25 protein-coding genes and 2 tRNA genes are annotated in these 26979 nt (G+C 57.7%); 15 read left to right on the forward strand and 12 right to left on the reverse strand.

From position 1 onward, the window contains the following. The first annotated feature begins 152 nt into the window (after nt 1-152). The 4 genes from CFB02_RS10590 to CFB02_RS10605 all read left to right on the forward strand — a co-directional run bounded on the left by CFB02_RS10590 (nt 153) and on the right by CFB02_RS10605 (nt 2719). Nucleotides 153-803 carry a 50S ribosomal protein L25/general stress protein Ctc gene (locus CFB02_RS10590; RefSeq protein WP_088559222.1) on the forward strand — a complete coding sequence of 217 codons (651 nt, stop codon included), beginning with the start codon at nt 153-155 and terminating at the stop codon, nt 801-803. Nucleotides 804-833: 30 nt separating this feature from the next. Then, the gene (gene pth / locus CFB02_RS10595; RefSeq protein ID WP_088557979.1) at nt 834-1421 is read left to right on the forward strand and encodes an aminoacyl-tRNA hydrolase; all 588 of its coding nucleotides are present in this window, start codon (nt 834-836) and stop codon (nt 1419-1421) included. Between the two features lie 37 nt (nt 1422-1458). Further along, complete coding sequence (ychF, locus tag CFB02_RS10600; RefSeq protein WP_014576221.1) at nt 1459-2550, forward strand: redox-regulated ATPase YchF; 1092 nt, start codon at nt 1459-1461, stop codon at nt 2548-2550. 92 nt (nt 2551-2642) lie between these two features. Next, nucleotides 2643-2719: transfer RNA gene (locus CFB02_RS10605), tRNA-Met, on the forward strand. Nucleotides 2720-2797: 78 nt separating this feature from the next. Here CFB02_RS10605 and CFB02_RS10610 read toward each other — a convergent pair. Next, complete coding sequence (locus tag CFB02_RS10610; protein WP_088559223.1) at nt 2798-3541, reverse strand: substrate-binding periplasmic protein; 744 nt, start codon at nt 3539-3541, stop codon at nt 2798-2800. A 304-nt stretch (nt 3542-3845) separates the two neighbouring features. On the opposite strand from CFB02_RS10610, the gene CFB02_RS10615 reads away from it, so the two are divergent. The 6 genes from CFB02_RS10615 to CFB02_RS10640 all read left to right on the forward strand — a co-directional run bounded on the left by CFB02_RS10615 (nt 3846) and on the right by CFB02_RS10640 (nt 10861). Next, nucleotides 3846-4280, forward strand: coding sequence for a PACE efflux transporter (locus CFB02_RS10615; RefSeq protein WP_088557980.1), 435 nt, complete (start codon nt 3846-3848; stop codon nt 4278-4280). Nucleotides 4281-4360: 80 nt separating this feature from the next. Next, nucleotides 4361-4621 (forward strand): hypothetical protein, encoded by a 261-nt coding sequence (locus CFB02_RS10620; protein ID WP_088557981.1) that lies wholly within the window; start codon nt 4361-4363, stop codon nt 4619-4621. 1 nt (nt 4622) lies between these two features. Then, the gene (locus tag CFB02_RS10625) at nt 4623-5900 is read left to right on the forward strand and encodes an O-acetylhomoserine aminocarboxypropyltransferase/cysteine synthase family protein (RefSeq protein ID WP_088557982.1); all 1278 of its coding nucleotides are present in this window, start codon (nt 4623-4625) and stop codon (nt 5898-5900) included. 129 nt (nt 5901-6029) lie between these two features. Continuing rightward, nucleotides 6030-7082, forward strand: coding sequence for a lipoyl synthase (gene lipA, locus CFB02_RS10630; protein WP_088557983.1), 1053 nt, complete (start codon nt 6030-6032; stop codon nt 7080-7082). Between the two features lie 8 nt (nt 7083-7090). Beyond that, the gene (locus CFB02_RS18500; protein ID WP_088557984.1) at nt 7091-8311 is read left to right on the forward strand and encodes a methyl-accepting chemotaxis protein; all 1221 of its coding nucleotides are present in this window, start codon (nt 7091-7093) and stop codon (nt 8309-8311) included. Between the two features lie 48 nt (nt 8312-8359). Next, the gene (locus tag CFB02_RS10640; RefSeq protein ID WP_088557985.1) at nt 8360-10861 is read left to right on the forward strand and encodes an efflux RND transporter permease subunit; all 2502 of its coding nucleotides are present in this window, start codon (nt 8360-8362) and stop codon (nt 10859-10861) included. Nucleotides 10862-11075: 214 nt separating this feature from the next. On the opposite strand, the gene CFB02_RS10645 is transcribed toward CFB02_RS10640, so the two are convergent. Further along, nucleotides 11076-11540, reverse strand: a complete 465-nt coding sequence (locus CFB02_RS10645; RefSeq protein ID WP_227519188.1) for a Spy/CpxP family protein refolding chaperone — start codon at nt 11538-11540, stop codon at nt 11076-11078. A gap of 242 nt (nt 11541-11782) precedes the next feature. Between CFB02_RS10645 and ylqF the strand changes: the two genes are divergently transcribed. From ylqF to fnr, 3 genes are all read left to right on the forward strand, one after another. Beyond that, nucleotides 11783-12652, forward strand: a complete 870-nt coding sequence (gene ylqF, locus CFB02_RS10650; protein ID WP_088557987.1) for a ribosome biogenesis GTPase YlqF — start codon at nt 11783-11785, stop codon at nt 12650-12652. A 121-nt stretch (nt 12653-12773) separates the two neighbouring features. Beyond that, a complete protein-coding gene (fabB, locus tag CFB02_RS10655; RefSeq protein WP_088557988.1) occupies nt 12774-13982 on the forward strand; it encodes a beta-ketoacyl-ACP synthase I in 1209 nt (402 codons plus the stop codon). Between the two features lie 139 nt (nt 13983-14121). Continuing rightward, nucleotides 14122-14871, forward strand: coding sequence for a fumarate/nitrate reduction transcriptional regulator Fnr (fnr, locus tag CFB02_RS10660; protein ID WP_088557989.1), 750 nt, complete (start codon nt 14122-14124; stop codon nt 14869-14871). A gap of 27 nt (nt 14872-14898) precedes the next feature. Here fnr and CFB02_RS10665 read toward each other — a convergent pair whose 3' ends face one another. After that, entirely contained in the window at nt 14899-15777 is an 879-nt protein-coding gene (locus CFB02_RS10665; protein ID WP_088557990.1) for an SDR family oxidoreductase, read from the reverse strand. Between the two features lie 149 nt (nt 15778-15926). Here CFB02_RS10665 and CFB02_RS10670 point away from each other — a divergent pair, with 149 nt between their 5' ends. After that, nucleotides 15927-16283 carry a hypothetical protein gene (locus CFB02_RS10670; protein WP_088557991.1) on the forward strand — a complete coding sequence of 119 codons (357 nt, stop codon included), beginning with the start codon at nt 15927-15929 and terminating at the stop codon, nt 16281-16283. A 17-nt stretch (nt 16284-16300) separates the two neighbouring features. Here the strand turns inward: CFB02_RS10670 and alr are convergent, their stop codons facing one another. The 8 genes from alr to rnr all read right to left on the reverse strand — a co-directional run bounded on the left by alr (nt 16301) and on the right by rnr (nt 24622). Further along, nucleotides 16301-17377: an alanine racemase gene (alr, locus tag CFB02_RS10675; RefSeq protein WP_088557992.1), complete on the reverse strand. Its 1077-nt coding sequence runs from the start codon at nt 17375-17377 to the stop codon at nt 16301-16303. Then, nucleotides 17377-18783 carry a replicative DNA helicase gene (gene dnaB, locus CFB02_RS10680; protein WP_041644976.1) on the reverse strand — a complete coding sequence of 469 codons (1407 nt, stop codon included), beginning with the start codon at nt 18781-18783 and terminating at the stop codon, nt 17377-17379. Before dnaB ends, alr begins: the two co-directional genes overlap by 1 nt. Before the next feature lie 231 nt (nt 18784-19014). After that, entirely contained in the window at nt 19015-19461 is a 447-nt protein-coding gene (gene rplI / locus CFB02_RS10685) for a 50S ribosomal protein L9 (RefSeq protein WP_008176379.1), read from the reverse strand. 20 nt (nt 19462-19481) lie between these two features. Next, the gene (locus CFB02_RS10690) at nt 19482-20348 is read right to left on the reverse strand and encodes a hypothetical protein (protein WP_088557993.1); all 867 of its coding nucleotides are present in this window, start codon (nt 20346-20348) and stop codon (nt 19482-19484) included. Nucleotides 20349-20374: 26 nt separating this feature from the next. Continuing rightward, a complete protein-coding gene (gene rpsR / locus CFB02_RS10695) occupies nt 20375-20605 on the reverse strand; it encodes a 30S ribosomal protein S18 (RefSeq protein ID WP_007154918.1) in 231 nt (76 codons plus the stop codon). Nucleotides 20606-20630: 25 nt separating this feature from the next. After that, nucleotides 20631-21047, reverse strand: a complete 417-nt coding sequence (rpsF, locus tag CFB02_RS10700) for a 30S ribosomal protein S6 (RefSeq protein ID WP_008176389.1) — start codon at nt 21045-21047, stop codon at nt 20631-20633. Nucleotides 21048-21292: 245 nt separating this feature from the next. Next, nucleotides 21293-22030 (reverse strand): 23S rRNA (guanosine(2251)-2'-O)-methyltransferase RlmB, encoded by a 738-nt coding sequence (gene rlmB, locus CFB02_RS10705; RefSeq protein ID WP_053114591.1) that lies wholly within the window; start codon nt 22028-22030, stop codon nt 21293-21295. A gap of 15 nt (nt 22031-22045) precedes the next feature. Continuing rightward, complete coding sequence (rnr, locus tag CFB02_RS10710) at nt 22046-24622, reverse strand: ribonuclease R (RefSeq protein ID WP_088557994.1); 2577 nt, start codon at nt 24620-24622, stop codon at nt 22046-22048. 254 nt (nt 24623-24876) lie between these two features. Here rnr and CFB02_RS10715 point away from each other — a divergent pair. After that, nucleotides 24877-24963 (forward strand) — tRNA-Leu (locus tag CFB02_RS10715). 128 nt (nt 24964-25091) lie between these two features. Here the strand turns inward: CFB02_RS10715 and CFB02_RS10720 are convergent. Then, entirely contained in the window at nt 25092-26975 is a 1884-nt protein-coding gene (locus CFB02_RS10720) for a hypothetical protein (RefSeq protein ID WP_088557995.1), read from the reverse strand. Between the last annotated feature and the right edge of the window lie 4 nt (nt 26976-26979).

Raw genomic sequence — 26979 nt, forward strand, 5'->3', positions numbered from 1 at the left:
GTAATATCAGGGCATTACAAGCAGTTACCGGGTCGGGAGCCTACACAGGCTCCCGACTCTTTTAGTCAGCCGGAAAAATCCGGCTTTTCAGAAACATCACCTGATCCTACGCCTGGTCGCGGGCAGTTCAGGTGACGATTGAGGTTATTACCATGTCTCAGGAATTTGTTATCGAAGCATTTCCTCGCGACGATCAGGGGAGAGGTGCGAGCCGCCGCCTGCGTCGTGAGGAACGGAAAATCCCGGCCATCATCTATGGTGGCAACAAGGATGCAACTCCGATTGCCATCTGGCACAACGAGCTGAAAAAAGCCCTTGAGAACGAAGCATTCTTCTCCCACGTTCTGACCGTTGAGCTGAACGGCAAGAAAGAAAGCGTAATCCTGAAGGATCTGCAGCGTCACCCGTACAAGCCGATCCTGACCCACGCTGACTTCCTGCGTGTTGACAAGGACCACGAGATCCACGTCAACGTACCGCTGCACTTCATCAACGAAGACACTGCACCGGCTATCAAGCTCCACGGCGGTGTAGCGAACCACCAGATCAACGAAGTTGAAGTGATCTGTCTGCCGCAGAACCTGCCCGAGTTCATCGAAGTGGACATGACCACTGTCGAAATGGACCAGGTAGTTCACCTGAGCGACCTGAAACTGCCGAAAGACGTCAAGATTGCCGCCCTGCTCCAGGGTGAAGATCACGACCTGCCGGTTGTGGCTATCCACAAGCCGCGCGGCGCCAAGGCTGATGACGAAGCCGAAGACGGCGAAGAAAGCGAAGAAGGCGGCGAAGACAAGGAGTAATCACTCCTGCACTGAGGAGGGCAATGGCGAATGGCGCAGGATATTGTCATGGTGGTTGGTCTGGGGAACCCCGGCGCTGACTACGAGAATACCCGCCACAACGCCGGCGCCCTCTTCGTGGAAGCTCTGGCTCGCACCGCGGGCCAGACGCTCCGCCCCGAAAAGAAGTACCACGGGCTCTATGCCCGCATTCAATGGCAGGGCCTGGACCTGCACCTCCTGAATCCGAGCACCTTCATGAATCGCAGCGGCCTGGCCATCAAGGCGCTGGCAGACTTCTTCAAGATTCAGCCCCAACAGATTCTGATTGCCCACGACGAACTCGATCTGCCCCCGGGTACCGCAAAGCTCAAGAAAGGTGGCGGCCACGGCGGACACAACGGCCTGCGTGACGCTATCGCCCACCTGGGCACCAACGATTTCCAGAGACTGCGCATCGGTATCGGCCACCCCGGCGACAGCCGCAGGGTAACCGGGTACGTCCTCGGCCGCCTGGGCAAACAGGAAACCGAGGAACTGAACGCAGTGATCGACGAAATCATGCGGGTATTACCGGATGCAGCCAGCGGCAAACTCCCCGCCGCCATGAATCGCCTGCACAGTTTCAAACCGGTATAATCCGCTCAAATTTTTCCAGTACCAGCAGAGGCATTCCATGGGATTTAACTGCGGCATCGTCGGCCTTCCCAACGTCGGCAAATCTACCCTGTTCAACGCATTGACCAAGTCTGGCATTGGTGCGGAAAACTTCCCGTTCTGCACCATCGAGCCCAACGCCGGTGTTGTCGCCATGCCGGACCCGCGCCTCAACAAGCTGGCGGAAATCGTAAAGCCGGAACGTGTCGTTCCGACCACCATGGAATTTGTCGACATCGCCGGCCTGGTGGCGGGCGCATCCAAGGGCGAGGGCCTGGGCAACCAGTTCCTGGCCAATATCCGCCAGACCGATGCCATCGCCCACGTGGTGCGCTGCTTTGAGGACGGCAATGTCATTCATGTCGCCAACAAGGTAGACCCGGCCTCCGACATTGAAGTCATCAACACCGAACTGGCCCTCGCCGATCTGGAAACCGTTGAAAAGGCCATCAAGCGGGTTCAGCGCGTGGCCAAGAGCGGTGACAAGGAAGCCAAGGCCCAGCTGGAGATGTTCGAGAAACTGCTGCCCGTGCTGAACGAGGGCAAACCGGTGCGCAGCATGAACCTCGACAAAGACCAGATGGCCCTGATCCGGGAGCTCTGCCTGCTGACCGTGAAGCCGACCATGTACATTGCCAACGTCAGTGAAGACGGGTTCGAGAACAACCCGCATCTGGACACGGTGCGCAAAATCGCCGAATCGGAAAATGCCGTGGTTGTGCCCATCTGCAACAAGATAGAGGCCGAAATCTCCGAACTGGAAGACGATGAAAAATCCATGTTCCTGGAAGAAATGGGCATGGAAGAGCCAGGCCTGGATCGCGTCATTCGCGGCGGTTACGGCCTGCTGGGCCTGCAGACCTACTTTACCGCCGGGGTGAAGGAAGTCCGCGCCTGGACCGTAAAAATCGGCGCCACAGCGCCTCAGGCCGCCGGCGTGATCCACACCGACTTCGAGCGCGGGTTCATCCGGGCAGAAGTGGTGAGCTACGACGATTTCGTTCAGTACAACGGCGAAGCCGGGGCCAAGGATGCCGGAAAATGGCGCCTGGAAGGCAAGGAATACATCGTGAAAGACGGCGACGTTATCCACTTCCGTTTCAACGTGTAATTTTTCAGGAAAAACTGGGCCCTAAGCCTTGACAGAATGGGCCCAAATACTGAAAATACGCGCCTCGTTTGGGGCGATGCCCAAAGCGAAATGGCAAGGTAGCTCAGTTGGTTAGAGCACAGCACTCATAATGCTGGGGTCGGCGGTTCGACTCCGCCCCTTGCTACCAGTATTTATAAAGCCCGGCTCGTAAGAGTCGGGCTTTTTTGATGCCTGAAAGGTCGGCGGACAACTCACTGACGCTAAGTCAACCTTCTGGATCTCGCTGTCCCCCGGGGATATCCCAGGCCTCATAATTTTTCTCGCTAATCAAGCGGCAGGTTCTTATGGCATCCCTGAAGTCTTCCTTAAGACGGTTATCCTCTACACTGTGAGAGATGTACATGGACAAATCTATCCAGGCTGCGGTCCGGTCATAATAAGCCCCCTGGTAGTCCTCGAGATACAGGTCCATCATGATCCGAGGCAGAACCACAACATCTACACGACCGAGCCTGAGCATCCGGACAGCCTGCTCCCAATCAGAGACATGCGTTACTTGAGGGCTATCACCTTTTAAAAGCTCTAAACCCGCAAACTTCCGGACAAATCCAAACCTGAGCCCCGTCATGCTGTCTAACGGCGGCAAATCCTGAACCATGAGATACACATATTCCAATTGGAACAACGTACCGCCAAAGTCCGCATACTGATCCCTTTCTACCGTTTGAATTAACGGCAACCCAATTGAAATACCGCCTTTTTCCAGTTGGCGAAGTATCTGGGCCAACGGCATGTTAACGAACCTGAAATCGCCGTCTACGCGGCTAAAGACACAACGATAATAAGGCGCAAAACGACCCACGAGTTTCCCATTTTCCACAGAAATTTCGCGTTCTATATCTGCAAAGACCCCAACAATATGCTGACGTTTCGAATCAGCGGACAGGGACAGAGAAAAAAACAGGAACAAAAAGACATGAAAAATCCTGAGCCATACTATCCTTGGCATGTCCCACCTCCCAAGCATGCGAATACAGTGCATACCTTTTAAGGTATTTAAGCGAACGAACGTGACATTGACTCACACACAACACGAAACGCTTTTTTTATAGTAGTTGTCATATCGGCACCGTGCCCATTTTTTCCAGCCCTTTGCATTGTCCTCTTTATCGGGCGGCGGTTAGACTCCGCCCCTTGCTACCAGTATTCTGGCAAGCCCGTCCCGAAAGCGCCGGGCTTTTGAGTTTCTGGGGACGACCCCACCCTTCCCGGGCAGTGAACGCGGGACGACCCGTCTTCGTACAAAACGTTCTATGAGATCAACCAGAGACAGAGTTCGACAGGCGATTTCCTTTGAGGTTATTGGCCTCCTGCTTTCCGTTCCCCTCGCTGCCGTAACGTTCGGATTCGATATGGGAAGAACCGGAGTTCTTGGTGTGGTTGGCGCCACCATCGCGACCATCTGGAACTACTTGTTCAACCTGGGATTCGATCACGGCCTGAAGCACTTCAATGGCTCAACCCAAAAATCCCTGCGGATCCGTTTCCTGCATGCGGTGAGTTTCGAGTTGGGTCTGATGCTCATCTTCCTGCCGATCATTGCCTGGTGGATGGGCATTGGCCTGTTGCAAGCACTGATCGTAGATGTGGCGTTCGTAGTGTTCTATCTGGTGTATGCGTTCGTATTCACCTGGTGTTACGACACAATATTTCCTGACACGGACGCCAAGAAATCCAACGCCACCTAAACAAACTTTGACAATTCCGGAAGGGAGAGTCGGATAGGATAGAAGCTCCGCCCGAATGCGTTTTAAGGTTGTATCGCATTATGAAATCCCCCCACGCGCTCACCGTGTTCCTGGCCGTTATTCTGGTTCCCATTGCCCTTGGGTTCGCCGGCGCGAGCGTGAAGGCGGCCATCCTGTCGATCAGTGTTTTCTGGGTTTGCCTGGGGATATTCTTCTACCCATCCATCACTGACTATCTCAGGTCCGCAAGGAGAGAGCGGGACGATCCTCTAAAGAGAAACTCTGTGGCATACTCACGGGCTGAAACCCACAAAGAACAACACACCAGCAAGGACCGTTGACATGAAACCGGAAACCCTAGCGCTGCACGCAGGCTTCAAAAGCGATCCCACTACCCGGGCCGCTACCACCCCGATTTACCAGACCACGTCCTACACCTTCGATGACACCCAGCACGGTGCCGATCTGTTCGACCTGAAGGTTCAGGGCAACATCTACACCCGTATCATGAACCCGACCAACGCGGTTCTCGAAGAGCGGATGGCAGAACTGGAAGGCGGTGTTGGGGCCCTGGCCGTGGCCTCTGGCATGGCTGCCATCACCTATGCGCTGCAGACCATCTGCAAGGTGGGCAACAACATCGTCAGCACCAGTCAGCTATACGGCGGCACCTACAACCTGTTCGCGCACTCGCTGCCGAACCAGGGGATTGAGTGCAAGATGGTTCGCCATGACGATTTCGATGCCGTGGAAAAGGCTATTGATGAAAACACCCGTGCCCTGTTCTGCGAGTCCATCGGCAACCCGGCGGGCAACGTGGTCGATATCCAGCGCTGGGCCGAAATTGCGCACAAACACGGCATCCCGCTGATGGTGGACAACACGGTTGCCACGCCGTTCCTGTGCCGCCCGATCGAGCACGGCGCCGATATCGTGATTCACTCGCTCACCAAGTACATCGGTGGCCACGGCACCACCGTCGCAGGCGTTGTCGTGGATTCCGGAAAGTTCGACTGGAAAGCCAGTGCTGACAAGTTCCCGATGCTGAACGAACCGGATCCGTCCTACCACGGCGTGGTCTACACAGACGCCCTGGGCGCTGCTGCCTTCATCGGCCGCTGCCGAGTGGTTCCGCTGCGCAACACCGGTGCTGCCCTGGCTCCGTTCAATGCGTTCCTGATCATGCAGGGTCTGGAAACCCTGGCGCTGCGCATGGAACGTCATTGCGAGAACGCAGAGAAAGTCGCGAACTTCCTGCAGGAGCACCCGTCTGTTGAATGGGTCAACTACGCGACCCTGGCCAACAGCCCCTACAAGGCGACCTGCGAGAAGATTTCCGGCGGGAAAGCGTCCGGCATCCTGAGCTTCGGCATCAAGGGTGGCCGGGAAGCCGGGGCAAAGTTCATCGATGCCCTGGAACTGATCCTGCGTCTGGTGAACATCGGCGACGCCAAGTCCCTGGCCTGCCACCCGGCGACCACCACCCACCGCCAGCTCAACCCGGAAGAGCTGAAGAGCGCCGGTGTGAGCGAGGATTTGGTGCGGCTGTCCATCGGTATCGAGCATGTCGACGACATCATTGCCGACATTACCCAGGCCCTGGACAAAGCCCAGGCCTGATAGCGGTCAACCGGGTACGACCAATGTCGTGCCCGGCACCCTCGTGATTGCCCCTATCTGTCTTGTAACTCCTCCGCCAGGCCATTACTCTTTAGTGTTCCCCACGCCCGAATCGAGAGTCCGGTTGCCATGAGCGAAAGCGCAAAAACCCGCATTACCAGTGGTTCAAAATTCCGCAATGAGCATGGCTTCTCGGCCATCAAGGATGGCGTCAAGCGGTCATCGAAGCAGGAAGCCACAACAGCGGAGAAGCGAGAGCCGAAGCCAAAATGGCTACGGGCACGCATGCCCGGGGGCGAGCGCTATGAGGCGGTGCGCAAGAACGTCAGTGAGCACCGGTTGAGCACCGTTTGCCAGGAATCTCATTGCCCCAATATCGGTGAGTGCTGGACCGCCGGCACGGCCACCATCATGGTGATGGGGTCTGTGTGTACCCGGGCCTGCAAGTTCTGCGCGGTGGACACCGGCAACCCGAAAGGCTGGCTTGATCATGAAGAGCCGGAGAACACGGCCAAGTCCGTAGAGCTGATGGGCCTTCGTTATATCGTGCTTACCTCGGTAGACCGTGACGACCTGGACGACGGCGGCGCTGCACACTATGCCGCCTGTGTGTCTGCCATCAAACAGCGCACGCCGGAAGTCGCTGTTGAAGCGCTGACGCCGGATTTTGATGCGGTGATGGCGGACGTTGAGAAGGTGGTGGATTCCGGGCTGGATGTCTTTGCCCAGAACGTGGAAACCGTCAAGCGGCTGACCAGTCGGGTCCGTGATCCGCGTGCCGGGTATGAAAAAACCCTCCGGGTCCTGGAGCACGCCAAGAAGCACCGTCCGGACGTGCTTACCAAGACCAGCCTGATGCTGGGGCTGGGCGAAACCAAAGAGGAAATCCTGGAAACCATGGACGACCTGCGCGCCATCGGTGTGGATATCCTGACTCTGGGCCAGTACCTGCGCCCTACTCCGAATCACCTGCCTGTAGAACGCTACGTCACCCCCGAAGAGTTCAACCGTTACCGGGAAATCGGCCTGGAGAAGGGCTTCATGGAAGTGCCATCCGGCCCCATGGTCCGCTCCAGCTACCGGGCTGACAAAGTCTTCGATAAAAACAATCTGGGTCTTGCCGTGCCCGAGGTTCCCCAAGCCTCCAACGCCATGCAGATTCCGGTGAAGGCCATCGACTGAGAACATACATGCTGACACTGCTGCGAAATGCCCGGCTGAAGTACAAATTCTGGTTGCTGAACATTGTCGTTTTTGCAGTTCTCTGCTTGCTCGTTCTCTATGCCATGAACACGATTGCCGGGCAGACCGGCCGGACGTTCAGTGAGGTCTTCGCTGATACGGCTCCCGGCTTCGCCCTGGTTGTGGCAATACTCATGGTGCTCGAGATGGCCGGCTCCCAGCTGCTGATCTCGTTTATCGAACGCCACGTGAATCGCCTGAAAAACACCATGGTCGACGTTCAGGCTTCGGGCAATCTTAGCCAGCGGGCGGTGGTGGATTCCACTGACGAAATCGGCGAGATGGCCAGCGCCTTCAACGCCATGCAGGACCGCACCGTGGGCGTGGTCCGTAGCATGAAGGAAGCCATCGAACGGCTGCACCGGGAAGTTGAGGAACTGACCGCGGCCGCCGAAGCCCGACGGGATGACCTCGGTCGCCAACAGCAGGGCGCCGACCGGTCCGCGGAAGTCATCGAAACCATGCTGCAGAGCTTCACCGGCATTGCCGAACAGGCCGGGATTGCCAAGACTCTCTCCCACGAGGCGAGCGATGCCGCTCGCGACGGCAGCTCCCGTGTCGGACAGAGCGCCGACAGCATCCGCAAGCTTGCCGATGTGGTGCGCAATTCCGCCAGCAGCGTCGAAGCCCTGGCCGAAAACAGCCATGAAATCAGCCACGCCATCACCGAAATCCGGGGCATTGCCGAACAGACCAATTTGCTGGCCCTGAATGCGGCCATCGAGGCGGCCCGCGCTGGCGAACAGGGCCGAGGGTTTGCCGTCGTGGCTGATGAAGTCCGTAAACTGGCCCAACGGGTCCAGGACTCCACCGATCAGATTCAGGGCACGATCGATCGGCTTCTAAGCGCCATCAACACCGCCGTAAATCAGATGACCGGAAGTTCCGAGGATGCCACCCGCTGCGTTGAGGAATCCGAGGAAGGCCGCCGTGCCCTGGAAGCCATCAACGAGGTGGTCAGCCGGATCGATCATACCAACCAGGAAATCGCCAACGTCTCGGCAGACCAGACGGCCGGCACCGACGATGTGCTGGCTAACGTTCAGGGCATTCGCGAGACCACCCAGAACATGGTGACCCAGCTTGCCGAGAGCGCGGATATGAGCCGCCGCCTGAAAAAGCTGATCGATTCCCTGGAAGAAGCCTCGTCAAAGGTCACGGTTCACTGAGGTTTATGGCACACTCTGCACTCGTTTGAACTGGCAGAGTAGTTGTTCATGAATCGTCTTCGCGCCCTGTATGACCGGCTTATTTTTCCGCATCCCGTTATTATCCTTGCGGGTTTTGGCCTCCTTCTGGCCATCGCCGCCATCAAATTCGGCGAATTCCGCCTGGATGCTTCCGCCGAATCCCTGGTACTGGAAAACGACCGTTCCCTTGAACAATACCGCCAGGTAAACCGCCGCTTCACCACCTCGGACGATTTCCTGATCGTCACCTATACCCCCGAAGGTGAACTGTTCTCCGAAGATGGGCTGGCCAGACTGGGCGCGCTGCGGGACGAACTGCAAGGCCTGGAAGCCGTAGGTTCCACCAACAGCATCCTGAACGTACCCCTGCTCCACAGCCCGGATCTGACGCTGGATACCGTGGACAGCGAGATCAAGACCCTGGACGACCACGATGTAACGCCGGACACAGCCCGCCAGGCGCTTCTGAACAACCCGCTCTACCCCAACCTGCTGATCAGCGAAGACGGGCAAACCACTGCCATACAGGTCAACCTGCCCACGCCGGATCGCTATTTTGAACTGCTGAGAAAGCGCAACGATCTGAGAGACAAGGTCGATGCCGGCAAAGCCTCCGAGGCCGAGTTGGCCGAACTGGAACAGGTAAAACAGGAATTCATCGACTTTACCGAAACCCTCGGGGTCGAGCGCGATGCCACCATCCGCACGGTTCGCTCCATTCTCGACACCTACCGCGACGGCGCAGACATCCACCTGGGCGGGGTGCCCATGATTGTGGCGGACATGATCCGCTTCATCGAAAACGACCTGTCGACCTTCGGGCTTGGCGTCCTGGCGTTTCTGCTGCTCACTTTGGCCATCATTTTCCGGCAGTGGCGCTGGGTTCTGGTGCCACTGTTGTGCTGCAGCTTTACCGTCTGGCTGATGGTCGGCTTTCTGGGCTGGGCCCAGTGGCCGGTGACGGTCATCTCCTCCAACTTTATTTCCCTGCTGCTGATCATGACCCTGTCGCTCACCATCCACCTGATCGTGCGCTACCGGGAATTCCAGCACGACGAGCCCGAGGCAAGCGCCAGAGTCACCCTGCGCAACACCGTAATGGCGATGATCAAGCCCTGCTTCTACATGGCCATCACTACCATTGTCGCCTTCGGGTCCCTTACCTTCAGCGGCATTCGCCCGGTCATCGATTTCGGCTGGATGATGACCCTCGGCCTGACCGTAGCTTTTCTCATCACCTTTATTGTTTTCCCGGCCCTGCTCACCCTGTTGCCACCACCACTGGACAGCCGGGTTACCTCTGACAGGGTGCCCTTCACCGATGCCTTTGCGCGGTTCACGGAACACTTCGGCAAGACAGTGTTGGTCGGCTCCGGCGTGATTGCGGTGCTCTGCGTGGTCGGCCTGAACAAGCTGACGGTGGAAAACAGCTTTATCGACTATTTCAAATCGTCCACCGAAATCCATCAGGGCATGATCACCATCGACAACCGCCTGGGCGGTACCACGCCCCTGGACGTGGTTATCACCGACGATCCGCCACCGGAAGGCGCGAGCGGCGGCGACCCGTTTACCAGTGACTGCGACCCGTTCGTGGAAGACTGCGGTGCTGGAGAGGAATACCGCGATACCTGGTACACCTACCAGAAAATGGAACAACTGGAAGCGGTTCACGACTACCTGGACGGATTACCGGAAACCGGCAAGGTGCTCTCGATCAACACCACGCTGGATATCCTCGCCCAAATCAACCAGGGCGAGCCTTTGGACGCCCTGGAACTGGCGTTTGTACCCGCTGCCGTTCCGGACGACCTGCAGGATACCCTGCTGACGCCTTACATCTCCGAGGAACATGACCAGGCCCGCTTCAGCATCCGGATCCTGGAAACCATGCCGGAACTTCGTCGACAGGAGCTCTTGAACCGCATCCATGAACATCTGACAACGGAACTGGGGTACTCGAAAGATCAGGTACTCTTTGCCGGCATGACGGTGATGTACAACAACATGCTGCAAAGCCTGTTCGATTCCCAGATCAAGACCATCGGCGTGGTTTTCGCTGCCATCATGGTGATGTTCCTGATCCTGTTCCGCTCGCTGAAACTGGCCCTGATCGGCATCGCCCCGAACCTCATCGCCGCCGGCTCGGTGCTCGGCCTGATGGGCTGGCTGGGCATTCCCCTGGATATGATGACCATCACGGTGGCGGCCATTACCGTCGGCATCGCCGTGGACGACACCATACACTACATCCACCGCTTCAAAACCGAGTTCGCGAAAGATGGCGACTATATCGCAACCATGCACCGCTGCCACCGAAGCATCGGCCAGGCCATGTTTTTCACCTCGCTGACCATCATCTCCGGGTTCTCGATACTGGTGCTCTCCAACTTCATCCCGACCATCTACTTCGGGTTGTTTACGGGGTTTGCCATGTTCATGGCTCTGGTAGGAGCACTTACCCTGTTGCCCCGGCTTATTGTCCTGGTTAAACCCTTTGGCTCTGGGGGTGAAGCTCCTTCGATATAACTGTGCTGTTCAAAGAACAGGGGTGTGGAACCCTCCCAAAAATGTCTGTGGCCAAGGATGGCCACAGCCAAGCGCACATGGATGTGCTCGTAGCGGTTTTTGGGAGGGTTCCACACCCCTGTTCCTGCTCTCCACCCCGCAGGCTACAGACATAAAAAAAGGGCCACACCAAAAGATGCGGCCCTTCTCCAACCCAGCCAAAGGGAAGTCAGGATTACTGCATGCCCTGACCTTGCCCCTGCTGCATCTGTTGTTGCATCTGACGACGCTGCTGCATTTGCTGTTGCATCTGCTGCATACGCTTGTCCAGCTCGTCGCGCTGCTCCTGGGTAAACACGCTGTCGACCTTCGCCTGCATCAGAGTGGACAGAGCCGCGATCTCGCCGGTCACATCGCCCAGCTCTTTGGCCTGCTCGCGAATAGCGGCTTCATCAAAGTCTGATTTGATCTCACCTTGCATCTGCTGCTGCAGCGCACGGGCTTCCTGACGGAGTTCACCGATTTCGCCCTGCATCTCGTCGATGATGGCACGGATTTCAGTTTGCTGATCTTCGGTCAGCCCCACCATCTGTGCCAGTTGATCCACCTGATCCGGCTGGCCACTGGATTGCTGGGCCATGGCCGGGACCGAAAGGCTGAGGGCTACCAGGGCAGTACCGAACAGTTTTACAAGCTTCATAAATGTCTCCGATAAGGGGGTGGCCACAATCTGAATGCCACCGACATACATTGGTTTCATCGTTCAGGGACTACACCCTAAAACATACGCATACGGTTTTTCACCCCGATCAGCCCTCTTTTTGTACATACTTCTCAGTATCCCGGGCCAAAAGCCGCCACACACGGGGATTCAAACAAATGTGAAAGTTTGGTCATTCCCCTTCATAATGGCGCCGTTTAACCACATCCGGAGCAGACAAGATGGCCATTAACTGGTTTCCAGGGCACATGCACAAGGCCCGCAAGGAGATCAAAAAAGTCATGCCGCAGATGGATCTCATCATCGAAGTGGTTGACGCGCGTATTCCTTTCAGTAGCGAAAACCCGCTCGTGCCGGCCCTTCGTGGTGATACGCCACTGATCAAGGTATTGAACAAGCGCGACCTGGCGGATCCAGAAATTACCGAGCAATGGTTAGCCTGGCTCGAGAAAGAACGTGGGGTTCGCGCCATCACGCTTACCCACAACCAGCGCAATGAGGCACTGTCCATCCTCAAGCTGGCGGAAGAGATGACGCCCGGTCACGATCGCCAGAAGAGCGCATTGCGGGTGATGATCCTGGGCATTCCGAACGTCGGCAAGTCCACCCTGATCAACACACTGGCGGGACGACCTGCGGCCAAAACCGGGAACGAACCGGCAGTGACCAGGGCCCAGCAGGCTATCAAGTTGCCCAACAATATTCTGCTCTACGATACCCCTGGCTTCCTCTGGCCGAAACTGTCGCCCGAAGCCTGTGGTTACCGTCTGGCGGTTACCGGAGCGATTCGAAGCGCGGTGCTGGATTTTGAGGATGTGGCCATGTTCGAGGCCGAGTACCTGCTGGAAGCCTACCCGGAGCTTGTGCGGGCCCGCTACGGCTTTGAGGAACTGCCGAAAGATGCCCTGGCGCTGATGGATGGCATTGCCGCGAAACGCCGATTTTTCGGGCGGGGCGGCGTTCCGGACCTGCACAAGGTCTCGGAGGTACTTCTCAACGAATTCCGGTCGGGCAAGCTGGGACGCATTTCCCTGGAAACCCCGGACATGGTCGAACGCGAAGCCCGGGCCGCCGAGGAGGCGGCAAACTGAGCGCCTCCTGAGCTCCCCTTACCAAGGTCAAATATCGTATCCGGGCCAAAGCGCCTAGACTGTCAAATAACGTTATTGATCGCAGGATCGGCCATTTCGGCCGGTCGGTAAGGAGGAACTTATGAGACGCGTCGTCGTCACCGGCATGGGCATTGTGTCCTGCCTCGGAAACTCACTGGACGAGGTCACCCAGAGCCTGAAGAATGGAAAATCAGGCATCCGCTTCAACGAAACCTACAAGGAAATGGGCTTCCGGAGCCAGATTGCAGGCTCGGTGGATGTGGACACATCCGTTATCGACCGCAAAATCCGCCGGTTCATGGGTCCGTCCGCCATGTACAGTTTTCTGTCCATGGAGCAGGCCATCGCCCAGGCGGGGCTGACCGAAGACCTGATCTCCAACGACCGCACCGGCCTGATCGCCGGCTCCGGCGGCGCTTCCTGCTCAAGCCAGGTAGAAGCTACCGACATCATGCGCGAGAAAGGCGTGAAGCGCATCGGGCCCTATATGGTCCCCCGCATCATGACCAGCACAGTGTCTGCCTGCCTGGCCACCGCCTACAAGATCCGTGGCGTGAACTACTCCATGTCTTCGGCCTGTGCCACCAGCGCCCACTGCATCGGCCACGCCATGGAGCAGATCCAGGCTGGCAAGCAGGACATCGTGTTCGCCGGCGGCGGTGAGGAAGAAGACTGGAGCCTGACCATGATGTTCGATGCCATGGGAGCGCTGTCCACCAAATACAACGATGCCCCTGAAACGGCTTCCCGCCCCTTCGATGCCGGCCGTGACGGTTTCGTGATTGCCGGCGGTGGCGGCATGATGGTGCTGGAAGAACTGGAACACGCGAAGAAACGCGGTGCCAACATCATTGCCGAGCTGACCGGCTACGGCGCCACCTCGGACGGCTATGACATGGTCGCGCCTTCCGGCGAAGGTGCCCAGCGCTGTATGAAGCAGGCGATGGCCACCATCCGGGGCAAGATTGACTACATCAATGCCCACGGCACCAGCACCCCGGTTGGCGACGTTGCCGAGTTGGGCGCAGTGCGGGCCACCTTCGGTTCCGACATCCCGGCCATTTCCTCAACCAAATCACTCTCTGGTCATTCGCTCGGCGCTGCGGGTGTTCAGGAGGCCATTTACTCGCTGCTCATGCTGCAGAACGGGTTCATTGCCGGCACCAAGAACCTGAACAATCCGGACGAGAAAATCAGCGATATCCCTATTGTAGGCCCTGAAGGTCGGGAAGCCTCGCTGAACACCGTGATGTCCAACAGTTTCGGATTTGGCGGAACCAACGCGTCCCTCGTATTCGAGAAGCTCTGAAACCGCGATGCATAAGGGCCTGCGGGCCCTTATTTTTTTACAATATATTCTAAGATCATTCAGCTTGATTATTGGCAAAGACGGCCATCCGTATTAAGGTACATAGTTGACATGGATCAAATCGGACGGCTTATCACGTATGGCTCAAGCAATTCCGTTTCGTCAGGCATCTCCCCTCAAGGCACCCTGCCACCAGTGCAGTCTGAGCAACCTGTGCCTGCCCCTGGCAATTGAAGAAAATGACCTCGACCGGCTGGAAGACATTGTCCAGCAGGGGCGGATCTTCAACCGTGGTGAACACATCTTCGACCAGAGCACGCCCTACCGCTCCTGCTTTGCAGTGAAAAGCGGCTCCATCAAGACGTCGATCATTACCGAAAATGGCGAGGAACAGGTGACGGGCTTTTTCATGCCCGGGGAGCTGGTGGGCCTGGACAGCATTGGCAGTGAACATTATGCGTGCACCGCCAAGGCGCTGGAACGGACCAGCGTGTGTGAATTTCCGATGGACAAGCTGGAAGAGCTGACCGGCAAACTGCCAGAACTCCAGCACCACATGTATCACCTGATGAGCCAGGAGATCCAGAACAGCCATCAACTGGCCATGCTGCTGAGCAAGAACACCGCTGAAGAGCGGATTGCTGCACTGCTCTTGTCACTGTCCAGCCGATTCCAGCGCCGCCGTATGTCGCCGACCAACTTCAGTCTGCCCATGGCACGGAACGACATCGCAAACTTCCTGGGCCTAGCCGTTGAAACGGTAAGCCGGGTATTCACGCGCTTTCAGAATCAGGGCATCATCAAGGCCCGGGGCCGGGAAGTCGAACTTCTGGATATCGAAGCCCTGCAAATGGTCAGCCGGGAATTCTCCCGCCAGTGCAATAACTGAGAAACTGCGTTTTGCCCGCCGTTGCCACTAGCCGGCGGGCTCACTCTCCACTTCCCTGCCGTTTTTCTTTTTCAGCATCGTCAGCTCATCCACCAGGCCAGAGCGCCAGGGCATCTGCTTGATGCCGAAGGTATTGCGGATCTTGGTGCAGATCAGCGTGGTATTGACCGGCTCAAGATGGCCCCACTCGGGCACCTCGTCCACCACCCGGATCCCTTCTGGAATGCCGGGCAGCCCGGCAATCGCCAGGCCCAGCTCGTACAGATTGATTTCCTCGGCACCGGCGTACTGATAGGTACCCCAGACCTCGGCCCCGCAATCAAGTTGCAGAACCACAGCCTCGATTACCCGGGCCAGATCACGGACCGATACGGGTTGCCCCCGGCATCGTCCGGGCAGTGACAGTATTTCGCCGGCAGCCGTACTGGCCTGCACCTTCCGGATGAACCGTGCCAGGCTCCAGCCGGTTCGCAGGATAATATGCCGCGGCAACAGGGTCCGCAGGGCCTGCTCGCACTCCCATTGCCAGTTACCCAGCTCATTCACCGGCTGCCCCGGATTGGAAGTGATGTAACCGCTTTGCTTCCGGCCATCGAACACGTAGCAGGAGGACAGCTGGAGCAGTGCCATACCACGATCACGTGCAAACTCGGCCATGGCCACCGGCAGCGAGAATGCCGCCATATGGACGCCCTCAGGATCATTCTCGGCGACCTCCGGATCGGCCATCCAGAGTGCGTTCACGATCAGGTCGGTATCTTCGGGAATCCAGTTTTCCAGTGCATCAAGATCGGCGTTGGAGGGGTCGCTGACAAGCAACGGGCTGACATGCAGGTGCGTTGCCCGCAAGCGCTCCAGCAAAACCTTCCCCAAAGGGCCGTAATCGTGAACAACAAGTACATGCACGAGGATTCAATGCCTCCTGGTATCACCTATGTGACGGTATTTCGGAACCGGTCTGGCCAATGGCTTATGGATTCCGGCGCCTACACTGATGCAGTCTGAACTTAATGCTTTGCCATCTCTTTCAAGAGCATACAACAACAGGAACTGCCATGCTGAAACAACAGAGCCACATTGTGGCGCCGATCCCCGATGAGTTGCGAACCCGGGCCCTTTACACCGTCGGCGAACTGCGCGAGCGGGGCAAGGCCGACAAGGAGGCCATCGACAAGCTCTTCAACCTGATTGTGGACATGACCGAAGAAGGTCTGGACTTCTTTTTCCTGGAGCCGCTTCGCCGCCTGCATGCCAGCAACATGATGATGGGCATGGCCAAAATGGGCATCAGCAGCATGCTCAAGGGCAGCAAGATGGTCGTGCACAAGGTACTTAAAAAGCTGGACGACCGCAGCCTCGCTGCCATTCTCGACTTTATCGAGGAAATCATTCACGAACCGGAACCGGGCTGAAAAAGCGCTCCACAACGCTACCGGTATTGCCGCGGTACCCGCCCGGTGATTCCGGTCATCAACTCGTAGGAGATGGTGCCGGCGCAGGCGGCTACCTCATCAACCCCCACGGTGCGACCCCAGAGTTCAACGCTGTCACCCTCCTTAGAATCGGGTGCATTGGTGAGGTCCACCGCCAGCATGTCCATGGATACCCGGCCAATCAGTCTGATCCGCTGGCCGTTGATCGCCGCAGGCGTATTAGTGCCGGCATGCCGGGGGTAGCCATCACCGTAACCGATCGCGACCATGCCCATCCGGGTGTCCCGATCGGCAACCCAGCCGGCCCCATAGCCAACGGACTCGCCCGCCGGCACCATCCGGGTGCTGATCAACGGCGCCTCAAGCGACATAACCGGCTCCAGGCCAAGCTCGGGACCGGTCGTGCCCACCATTGGTGAGCCGCCATACAACATGATTCCGGGGCGGCTCCAGTCAAACATCGGCTGGCCCGGTCGAAAATGGGCGGCCGAATTGGCAACGCTCTTCATTAAATCCGGGAACGAAGACGTGGCCTTTTCGAACACCGCAGTCTGCTGCGCCGTCATTGCGCTGTCGGGATCGTCGGCGCACGCAAAATGCGTGACGAACCCCAGGAGCTCTGTATCAGCGCTCATGGCCTGTAACCGGCTCATCACCCCGGCCAGCTCGTCCGGATGAAAGCCGAGACGGTTCATACCGCTATTCACTTTTAGCCAGAAAGCGGGCCAATTCTCCAGGCGCTCCAGCCACGCCAGTTGCTGGAAACTGTGGAAAACCGGCTCAAAGCCATTCCGGGCGCATTCATCGATATCCGCTTCAGCATGGACACCCTGCAGCAGGACGACCGGCTGTATCAGACCTGTTTCCCGAATGGCCCGCGCCTCTTCCAGGCAAGCCACTGCGTATTTTGGCGCCAGGCTATCCAGCGCCGAAGCCACCGGCCCGATGCCGTGGCCATAGCCATCGGCCTTCACCACGGCCATCACCCTGGCCCCGCCTGCCCGCCGCTGGGCGGTCTGGAAGTTCCGGCGCAAGGCGTCCAGATCGATCCGGGCAATCGTACTGCGGGGCATCAATACTCCCCGCCGTAGTCGCTGTAATCGCCGTGGGCCAGATCTTCGAATTTCGTGTACTTGCCGATAAACGCAAGTCGGATAGTGCCGATGGGGCCGTTCCGCTGCTTACCAATAATGATCTCGGCAATGCCCTTGTCCGGAGTGTCCTCGTTGTAGACTTCATCCCGGTACACAAACATGATGACGTCGGCGTCCTGCTCGATGGCGCCGGATTCCCGCAAATCCGAGTTCACCGGGCGCTTGTTCGGCCGCTGCTCAAGACTCCGGTTAAGCTGGGACAGGGCCACCACCGGGCAACTCAACTCTTTGGCGATACCCTTCAGTGACCGGGAAATTTCCGAGATCTCAGCGGTCCGACCCTCGGTGTTGCCGGGCACCCGCATAAGCTGCAGGTAGTCGACCATGATCAGGCCAATCTTGCCGTCGTTTTCCCGGGCAATACGGCGCGCCCGGGAGCGCATCTCGGTGGGGCTCAGGCCCGGCGTATCGTCGATATAAAGCGGCTTGTCTTTCAGAAGGCTCACCGCCGACGTCAGCCGGGGCCAATCGTCTTCTTCCAGCTTGCCGCCGCGAACCTTGGTCTGGTCAATGCGCCCGAGCGACGAGAGCATACGCATGGCAAGGGCATCCGCAGGCATCTCCATACTGAACACCAGAACCGGCGTGCCGGTGCTGATCAGGGCGTTCTCGACAATATTCATCGCAAAGGTCGTCTTACCCATGGAGGGGCGACCCGCCACGATGATCAGGTCCGAGGGCTGCATGCCCGAGGTCTGCTCATCCAGATCCTTGAAGCCGGTGGTCAGGCCGGTGGTCTGCTCTCCCGACTCAAACAGTTCTTCAATCCGGCTCAGGGTCTTGGCCAGAATGGGGTTGATGGCCTGCGGCCCGGACCCCTCCTTGACCCGCGCTTCGGCAATCTGGAAAACGCTGCGCTCAGCCTCATCCAGAATCTCATTGCTGTTTCGCCCGAGCGGATTAAAGGCCGAATCGGAAATCTTGCCGGACACCTCCACCAGCTGGCGCAGAATGGAGCGTTCGCGGACGATATCGGCGTAGGCACGGATGTTGGCGGCACCCGGGGTTTTCTCGGCCAATTCGGCCAGATAGGACAAACCACCGGCATCTTCGATATCACCGGCCCGCTCCAGGAATTCGGCGAGGGTTACCACATCCAGCGGCTCACTCTCACTGGCAAGGCGCTCCACAGCGCCAAAGATCAGCCGGTGGTCCTGTCGGTAAAAATCGGCGGCCGAAATCACCTCGGAGATCTCGTCAAACCGGCGATTGTCCAGCATCAGGCCGCCCAGGACTGCCTGCTCTGCTTCGACAGAATGAGGGGGAACCTTGATCCGGCTGGTTTCGAGATCGGTACTCGCGGGCTTCAGATTGGGCTTGGCCATGAACACATCTTCAGTTGCACATCATAACCACGACAGTTTAAGCGACCTGCCGAAGCAATGGGAGGGGGTTACAGGGACTTAACAGCATACCAGAAAGCAACAGGCCCGAAAGCCGCAAGATGCGGTTCGGGCCTGTCAGGTTGGCCGGCACCAGCCTCCGGAGAGACAGTGGGGCCACCAGCGTATTACCAGAGCCGGGGCAACCCCGACACCGTTTCCGGAGAAAACGGCTTACTCGGCAACAACCGCCAGCTTGACGCTTACTTCAACGTCGGAGTGCAGCTGAAGCTCGATCTCGTACTCGCCAGTCACCCGGATCGGGCCTTCCGGCAGACGAACTTCGCTCTTCTCTACTTCGGTACCACCGGCAGTGATCGCGTCAGCGATGTCGCGCACACCGATAGAACCGAACAGCTTGCCTTCTTCACCGGCCTTGGAGCTGATGGTGAAAGCGGCACCCTCGAGGGCCTCGGCGCGGGCCTGGGCAGCAGACAGCTTCTCAGCAGCCGCTTTCTCAAGCTCGGCACGACGCTCTTCGAACGCCTTCAGGTTTGCTTCAGTGGCAGGTACAGCCTTGCCATAAGGAAGCAGGAAATTACGACCGTAACCGGCCTTAACCTTTACCTTGTCACCCAGGGAGCCAAGGTTTGCAACTTTCTCGAGCAGAATAACTTCCATCTCGTTAACCTCTTCGTGCTTTATTCAGCCGGCCCGGCAGGGCTTATTCGCCTCCGGATATCCAGCCAGCTATCCACAAAAGCCAGAACCACTAACAGAATCATCAGGCTTGGGCCCAAAAGGATCAGCGCTACATAAAACATCGCCAACCAGTTCCCACTGAGCTTTTTCAAACCAACAACGCCGTGCACCAGTGCCAGGCTGGCCAGGAACAGCGGTGTTCCCGCAGCCCAGGCAAGCAACATGGAATTCAGCCCGAGGATCGGACCAACCACCATGGTCACTGCACACAACACCGCAATCGGCGCCGACAGCCGCAGGCTATGGAATTCCTTGCGGAACCCACCGGGGTTATAAAGCCCCGCCTGCCAGGACCGCGCCAGCATGGTCATGCCCAAACCCGTTGCCAGGTAGGTGCCGGCCATACTCGCGTTCATCGTGTCGCGGATAACCCTGTCGAGGTCATCGCCGAGACTCTGCGCGATTTCGGCATTGTACTGTTGGTAAAAGCTCACCCCGGCCTGGACCAGATCATCCAGCAAGCCCGGGTAGACCACAGGCAACATCAGGCCTGTGACGATTGCGAGAAAACTTCCCGCAAGCAGGGCTTTTTCCCAGGACTGCGTCGTTCTGATCAGCGACGCCATAAGCATCACCTGGAGCAATACAGCCAGAGCAGTCGGGTCCTGCCCGAAAATGCTCCAGCCAAGCGCCGGAAGTAATGCCCAGAGCCCGATATTGAGCCCCTGGCTGATGCCAAGCCTGAGAATAACCAGGCCGACAACGGCTGCGCCAATCCAGAACAACAAGGGTACTGCAGTCGTGACTGCTGCTACCCCGCCGGCCTGGAAGGGACCGCGCATTACATACTGTGCAAGTGCACGCATGGTCCCAAGTCCTGTGTTTCTGTTACTTAGTTATCGTGGCTGTCCGAGTACGGCAGCAGTGCCAGGTAGCGGGCACGCTTGATAGCGGTAGCCAGCTGACGCTGATAACGTGCTTTGGTGCCGGTGATGCGGCTGGGCACGATTTTGCCGGTTTCAGTGATGTAGCCTTTCAGGGTGTCCAGATCTTTGTAATCGATCTCCTTAACACCCTCTGCCGTGAAGCGGCAGAACTTACGACGTCTGAAAAAACGAGCCATAACTTAACTCCTCAACTCCGGTTAATTACTCTTCTTCGTCCTGGGTTTCAGCACGCTGACGTGGCTCGTCAGATTCGGCTGAACGACGCGGGCGATCATCGCCGCCACGACGGTCTTCACGGGACTCGGAAGCTTTCATCGGGGACAGGTCTGTATCCGCACCATCACGGCGCAGGATCATGTCGCGGATGATTGCATCGTTGAAACGGAAGTTGTGAGTCAGCTCGTCCATCGCGGCCTGTGAACATTCAACGTTCATCAGTACGTAGTGAGCCTTGTGAATCTTGTTGATCGGGTATGCCAGGTGACGACGGCCCCAATCTTCCAGGCGATGTACCTTGCCGCCATCTTCAGTGATGACGCCGGTATAACGCTCGATCATCGCGGGCACCTGCTCGCTCTGATCCGGATGTACCATAAAAACGATTTCGTAGTGACGCATGAGTTCTCCCTACGGTTTAAACAGCTTCCTTTTTACCGGCACGGCGTTGAACCCGCGACCGACAAACATGAAAGCAAGGAGTTGACAGCTGCTGCTGCCGGTTTCTTTTTGCTTTATCAATAAGGCTTTACAAGAAAGGCTTGATCAAAAGCTTGGCCATGCATTGCCTGCAATCAGGCAATACAAAAGCACCCCTTAAAAAAGGGGTCACGTATTCTAGGCGGGGAAGGCCCTGTGTGCAAGGGTTAACCAAGCCGCTGGCGCAGTGCTTCGTATAGGCAAACACCCGTAGCCACAGAGACGTTGAGGCTGTCTACGTGGCCGAGCATGGGGATATTGATCAACTGATCGCAGTGCTCGCGGGTGAGCCGGCGCATACCCTTACCCTCGGCGCCCATCACCAGCGCCACCGGCCCCTTGAAATCAGCCTGGTAAAGGGTGGCGTCCGCCTCACCGGCGGTGCCAATCAGCCAGACACCCTGATCCTGCAAACTGCGCAGAAAGCGGGCAAGGTTGGTGACCCGCACAAAGGGCACCGTCTCGGCAGCCCCACAGGCGACCTTTCGGGCAACAGGCGTCAGTGACGCAGACTTGTCCTTGGGCACGATAACCGCCTGAACACCAACAGCATCGGCGGTGCGCATACAGGCACCAAGATTGTGAGGATCGGTTACGCCATCAAGTACCAGCAGGAACGGCGGTTTGTCACTGGCGGCCAACTGGGCCAGCAGATCATCTTCGGTCCATTCCCGGCTTTCACTGACGGCCGCCACTACACCCTGATGGACACCGGACACCCGCTCATCAAGCTCCTTCCGGTGCACGACCTTCCATTTCACCCCGAGGCTGTCCAGGGTATCGGTAATGCTCTTGACCCGCTTATCCTGCCGGCCGGTCTGGATCCAGACCTGCTGAAGACGCTCAGGCTCGCGCTTGAGGACAGCCTCAACCGCGTGCCAGCCAAACACAAACTCTCCGGACACTGGCTCTGATTCCTGTTACTTGCCTGATTTTCGCGGCTTGGCTTTCTTGTCGTCTTTGCCAGCGCCACTGCCCTTCTTGCCTTTTTTCAGGGCAAGTTTCGCAGCCTTTGCAACCAGCTCATCTCTGGCAGATGGCGTTTCATTATCATCGAAGGCCTCAGGCCCCTTTTTCTTCGATGACGCCGACGCCGGGCGTTTCCTCGGGCGCTTCAGGCCAGGCTCGCCGGGTGATGCGCCCTTCTGGCCAGGCTTGGTTCTGCCGGGCGGCTTGCCACCTTTGCCGGGGCCGCGCCTGCCCTTTCCTCGCTCGCCTTTATCTGGAACCTTGAGCGCGTCGCGATCTGCCTGTCGATGCACGGGCTCACTGATCAGCTCCAGGTCGATCTTGCGATCTTCCATTCCAACCCGAACGACCTTCACACGAACCTCATCGCCAAGCCGGAAGCTCATTGCCGTGCGCTCACCGATGAGGCGATGCTTGGCTGAATCGTGATGGAAGAAGTCACCGCTGAGCGTCGACACGTGCACCAGCCCCTCTATGTAGACGCCAGAAAGCTCCACAAAGAAACCGAAGGGCACAACGGACGCAATGACACCGTCGTACTCCTCACCGACATGATCACTGAGGTACTCACACTTCAGCCAGGCCATGACGTCACGGGTGGCATCATCGGCACGGCGCTCTGCCATCGAGGTGTGCTCACCCAGCTGCTCCATCCGGGCCATATCGTAAGGATATTCGGCAAGCTCGGGATCCGGCTTCGGTGGCGGAACCACATCCTTGGAAGGCTGCCCGCCGTGAATAACCGACTTGATGGCCCGGTGATTAATGAGGTCCGGATAACGCCGGATCGGCGACGTAAAGTGGGCGTAACCCGCGTAGCCAAGGCCAAAATGGCCACCCTCTTCAGGACTGTAGACGGCCTGGCTGAGCGAACGCAGCATAACCGTCTGGATCACATTGGCATCCGAGCGGTCCTTGATACTGTTCAACAGCTCCTGATAGTCCGCAGACGTGGGGCTATCGCCACCACCCAATTGCAGACCCAGCTCACCCAGGAACAGCCGCACTGCATTAAGTCGCTCTTCCGACGGGCCATCATGGACCCGGTAGAGTGCCGGCAGTTTGTGTTTTTTCAGGAATCGCGCTGTGGCAACGTTCGCACACAGCATGCATTCCTCGATGATCTTGTGGGCGTCGTTGCGCTGCACCGGAACGATCTCTTCTATCTTCCGGTCGGCGTCAAACACAATCTTGGTTTCGGTGGTTTCGAAGTCAATTGCACCACGCTCAGTACGGGCCTTGCGCAACAACTGGTAGAGGCCATAAAGATTGTGCAACTGCGGGAGCACGTTGGCGTATTGCTCACACAGCTTGTAGCCCTGTTCGGTGTCCGGGTGCTCCAGCATGGTGCTTACCTTGTTATAGGTAAGCCGAGCATGACTGAACATGACCGCTTGATAGAAACTGTAGCTGCTGATATTCCCCGCGGCGCTGATGGTCATATCGGCCACCATGCAGAGGCGGTCAACCCCCGGGTTCAGCGAACACAGGCCGTTGGACAGCTTCTCCGGCAGCATCGGCACAACGTGGTCCGGGAAATAAACCGACGTACTGCGGTTTACCGCCTCTTCGTCCAGTGCTGTACCAGGCCGGACGTAGTGGGAAACATCGGCAATCGCCACCAGCAGACGATAGCCACCACGGGGCCTTGGCTCGCAATACACGGCATCATCAAAATCACGGGCCGTCTCGTCGTCGATCGTTACCAGCCTGAGATTGCGGATATCCTTCCGGTTGACCTTGTCTTTTTCAGTGACTTCTTCCGGAATTGCTGCTGCTTGCTCACCCACGGCGGGCGGCCAGCTATGGGGAATGTCGTAGGAACGAATGGCAACATCGATTTCCATCCCCGGCGCCATGTGCTCCCCGAGGACCTCGACCACCTTACCCAATGGCTGGGTGCGCACGGTGGGCTGGCGAACGATATCCACCACCACGTACTGGCCGTGGCGGGCATTGCCGCAATTCTCCTGAGGAATCAGTACTTCGTGGTTGATCCGCGCATTTTCCGGCACAACGAAGCTGATCCCGCTTTCCTGGAAGAAACGTCCCACTGTTTGACTGGTACGGTATTCCAGAACGTCAACGATCACACCTTCCCGCCGGCCGCGATCATCGACACGATCGACCCTCGCAGCCACCCGATCACCATGGAAAACCTGACGCATCTGCCGAGCGGTGAGGAACAGGTCACTGCCTCCGTCGTCAGGGATCAGGAAACCGAAACCATCCTTATGACCAACTACCCTGCCGGCGACCAGTTCGGCCTCCTCAATCGGAAGGTAGGCCCCACGGCGGTTACAGATCAGCTGACCGTCACGACACATGGCAATCAGACGCCGACGCAGAGCCTCGATACCCTCCGGGGAATTCTGTCCGAGCTCGTCACAAAGCGTCTCGTGCGTCGCCGGGGCGCCACGCTCCTTGAGGTGATCGAGGATGAACTCCCTGCTCTGGATCGGATTGTCGTATTTTTCTGCTTCACGACCTGCGTGCGGATCTCTGTCTGTCTTTTTTCTCGAAGCCATTCGTGTCCTTGTCCTGGTACCGTAATGCGGTGTGTCTGAATTGAATTTGATCCCGAGTATAACGCCGGTATAAAGGAAGTGCCTAACCACACAAAGAATATAGGCACAAATACTGCTCAAGGTTTTTGATAAAAAACGTTTGACACCGTTTTCCGGAATTATTAAAGTACGCGCCATCGGTTGAGGGGCAATACCTCAACTGCGGCAGAACTGCTAGGTTTTCAACGAACTAAACGCAGAACTGCAAATCACCTGCCGAGGTGGTGAAATTGGTAGACACGCTAGCTTCAGGTGCTAGTGGGGGCAACCCCGTGGAGGTTCAAGTCCTCTCCTCGGCACCATTTCCTCCCTCAGGAAGTGGCAAACCGGCCAACCGGCTGCATTTTAACTCCCTTTGAATCACAGCCAATTCCCATAGCTCCCTTGTCCGAGCTGCCTGCAGCCAGAAAAGAATCCGGCTCAATAGCGCCTATTCCAGCAGTTCAACCAGATACTCAGACAAACGCTGGTAGCTATACTCCACCCGCGCATACGTGGAGCTGGGAATGCCCTCGAACTCTCGGCCACAGTCACCGCCCGCGTTGTATCGCGTCAGGTAAGCATCACGAATAAGATTCGGTTGTTCAGCAACGAAGCCCGGCCCGCCTGCTGTCGGGTAATTCATCACCCACTCGAAACTGCCATCCCCAGTTACCCTGTCTGGCCCAAGACGATCGGGATCGAGGAATCCGTATCGCAGCAGTCGAAGATCCGGTTGCTCCGGGCCGGAAAACTCCCTGCGATCGAATTCCAGGACGGTATCGGTAAAACCCTCGGGCTGAGGGTCGTAGCCCGAAAACTGGTAAGACTGAACGCCAGTGACAACCTGATTCGCGTCCACGGCATCCTCTTGCGGGGTACAGTTACTGATGCCGACCGCAAACGTCACGGCCTCCACCTCACTGCCCTGCTCTGAAAGCCGATAACCCGGAAATACAGAAGACGAATTCGCCATGTCCGGAACCAGCGTGCGGGTCTTGCCGGTGCCATACTCTGCAACCAGCTCGGCCAGCTCACCACTGTCCTTTGTCCAACTGTAGGTTACCTCGGGGTTACCGCCGAGTTCAGTCGAGCCTGCTGGAATCCCGCGATACTGGTGGCAGGTGGTACTGGTTTCGAAATAGGCACGGCGGTTGTCCCAGTCGAAAATCAGACGTTCATCCGTTCCGTCTTCATCAAAATTCAAGCGGCTCTGCTCCGATAGTGCGGCAGAGGGCAGCCACTGGGTGTGCAGGTTCGCCATATAACCATTTACACCGATCACGCGCGCCAACTCCGGCATGGACGGCGACAGACAGCCATTCGCCGAGACGGATAGCAGACGCCCGCTCTCACTGTAATCGAAGGTCAGCTCGGCGGAGATCTGCAGGCCTGAACGATTGGCAGGCAGGGTGTCCTGGTTGGAAGGCTCGGCGTATACCTTCTGGCCGGTGAGCAGCACGGGATCGCTTAATTCCACATCCACTTCGGGCAGGCTCAGGGCGTCGACATCGACATTGGCAAAGTCACCCTGAGCGGCAGCATCAACCACCGCAATAACGTCCGCGGCATTCTGAATCAGAGAGACGCCCAGCAGAAACGCCGCTTCCCTGCCCAGGAATCGCTCCGTGCCGTCACTGTTCTCTGCTGCCAGCAGGTCGTTGTAGGCCTCGGGGATCTGACTGGCCATAAATCTTGCCAATGCCATGGCGTAGGCTTGTGAGCGGTCGTCCTGGGCGAGAATGTAATCCCGCACCAGATTCAGGTCCGCCAGGCTGGCAGCAACGCCAGATGGCGTTTCCAGGAACGAACCCAGCCCTACAACACCCCGGTAACGGGCCAGTGTTGTCAGTGGCGTGATATTGCGGACACCGGGAGGCGCCGACATCAGATAGGCGCTGGCCACCGGCACCTCGCCGTTGCGTGTTTCCTCAAGGGTTTTGCCCGGCAGGGCGACTGCGTGTAACGGATAGTCCCTGGGATCCAGGTCCGGGCCCACGGAAGGAGGTAGAACCAACTCCGAGATGTCGATTGTGAAACGGCCACCGGTACCGCTCATTGCCGTGGGCTCACCGGAGGCAAGAGTGACTTCTGCCCCGTTATCCAGTTCGATGACCAGGGGCCCCGGCGTAAACTGACTGTCGCCATCCATATCCAGCCAGACCCGGGCGTTGTTCAGGTACCCGTCGATAACCTTGCCGGTATAGGGCGCCGGCTCACTGTACTCCACACCATCAAAATCCCGCCCGTCCACGGGCAGTTCATCGGATTCCTCGCCGCAACCGGCCAGAGCGAGGGAGAGAACAGACACAGAGAAACCTATCAGGCGTTTCATCGCG

The organism is Marinobacter sp. es.042, assembly GCF_900188315.1.
GTDB lineage: Bacteria > Pseudomonadota > Gammaproteobacteria > Pseudomonadales > Oleiphilaceae > Marinobacter.

What these genes read in the sequence shown, in the direction of transcription:
- CFB02_RS10645 (WP_227519188.1), bottom strand. Translation starts at nt 11,540, where the DNA reads ATGAAGCTTGTAAAACTGTTCGGTACTGCCCTGGTAGCCCTCAGCCTT.
- pth (WP_088557979.1), top strand. Translation starts at nt 834, where the DNA reads ATGGCGCAGGATATTGTCATGGTGGTTGGTCTGGGGAACCCCGGCGCT.
- dnaB (WP_041644976.1), bottom strand. Translation starts at nt 18,783, where the DNA reads ATGGCCAAGCCCAATCTGAAGCCCGCGAGTACCGATCTCGAAACCAGC.
- rpsR (WP_007154918.1), bottom strand. Translation starts at nt 20,605, where the DNA reads ATGGCTCGTTTTTTCAGACGTCGTAAGTTCTGCCGCTTCACGGCAGAG.
- CFB02_RS10640 (WP_088557985.1), top strand. Translation starts at nt 8,360, where the DNA reads ATGAATCGTCTTCGCGCCCTGTATGACCGGCTTATTTTTCCGCATCCC.
- CFB02_RS10720 (WP_088557995.1), bottom strand. Translation starts at nt 26,975, where the DNA reads ATGAAACGCCTGATAGGTTTCTCTGTGTCTGTTCTCTCCCTCGCTCTG.
- rnr (WP_088557994.1), bottom strand. Translation starts at nt 24,622, where the DNA reads ATGGCTTCGAGAAAAAAGACAGACAGAGATCCGCACGCAGGTCGTGAA.
- fabB (WP_088557988.1), top strand. Translation starts at nt 12,774, where the DNA reads ATGAGACGCGTCGTCGTCACCGGCATGGGCATTGTGTCCTGCCTCGGA.
- rplI (WP_008176379.1), bottom strand. Translation starts at nt 19,461, where the DNA reads ATGGAAGTTATTCTGCTCGAGAAAGTTGCAAACCTTGGCTCCCTGGGT.
- CFB02_RS10690 (WP_088557993.1), bottom strand. Translation starts at nt 20,348, where the DNA reads ATGCGTGCACTTGCACAGTATGTAATGCGCGGTCCCTTCCAGGCCGGC.
- rpsF (WP_008176389.1), bottom strand. Translation starts at nt 21,047, where the DNA reads ATGCGTCACTACGAAATCGTTTTTATGGTACATCCGGATCAGAGCGAG.
- alr (WP_088557992.1), bottom strand. Translation starts at nt 17,377, where the DNA reads ATGCCCCGCAGTACGATTGCCCGGATCGATCTGGACGCCTTGCGCCGG.
- ychF (WP_014576221.1), top strand. Translation starts at nt 1,459, where the DNA reads ATGGGATTTAACTGCGGCATCGTCGGCCTTCCCAACGTCGGCAAATCT.
- CFB02_RS10590 (WP_088559222.1), top strand. Translation starts at nt 153, where the DNA reads ATGTCTCAGGAATTTGTTATCGAAGCATTTCCTCGCGACGATCAGGGG.
- CFB02_RS10620 (WP_088557981.1), top strand. Translation starts at nt 4,361, where the DNA reads ATGAAATCCCCCCACGCGCTCACCGTGTTCCTGGCCGTTATTCTGGTT.
- CFB02_RS10625 (WP_088557982.1), top strand. Translation starts at nt 4,623, where the DNA reads ATGAAACCGGAAACCCTAGCGCTGCACGCAGGCTTCAAAAGCGATCCC.
- CFB02_RS10670 (WP_088557991.1), top strand. Translation starts at nt 15,927, where the DNA reads ATGCTGAAACAACAGAGCCACATTGTGGCGCCGATCCCCGATGAGTTG.
- lipA (WP_088557983.1), top strand. Translation starts at nt 6,030, where the DNA reads ATGAGCGAAAGCGCAAAAACCCGCATTACCAGTGGTTCAAAATTCCGC.
- fnr (WP_088557989.1), top strand. Translation starts at nt 14,122, where the DNA reads ATGGCTCAAGCAATTCCGTTTCGTCAGGCATCTCCCCTCAAGGCACCC.
- CFB02_RS10615 (WP_088557980.1), top strand. Translation starts at nt 3,846, where the DNA reads ATGAGATCAACCAGAGACAGAGTTCGACAGGCGATTTCCTTTGAGGTT.
- CFB02_RS18500 (WP_088557984.1), top strand. Translation starts at nt 7,091, where the DNA reads ATGCTGACACTGCTGCGAAATGCCCGGCTGAAGTACAAATTCTGGTTG.
- CFB02_RS10610 (WP_088559223.1), bottom strand. Translation starts at nt 3,541, where the DNA reads ATGCCAAGGATAGTATGGCTCAGGATTTTTCATGTCTTTTTGTTCCTG.
- ylqF (WP_088557987.1), top strand. Translation starts at nt 11,783, where the DNA reads ATGGCCATTAACTGGTTTCCAGGGCACATGCACAAGGCCCGCAAGGAG.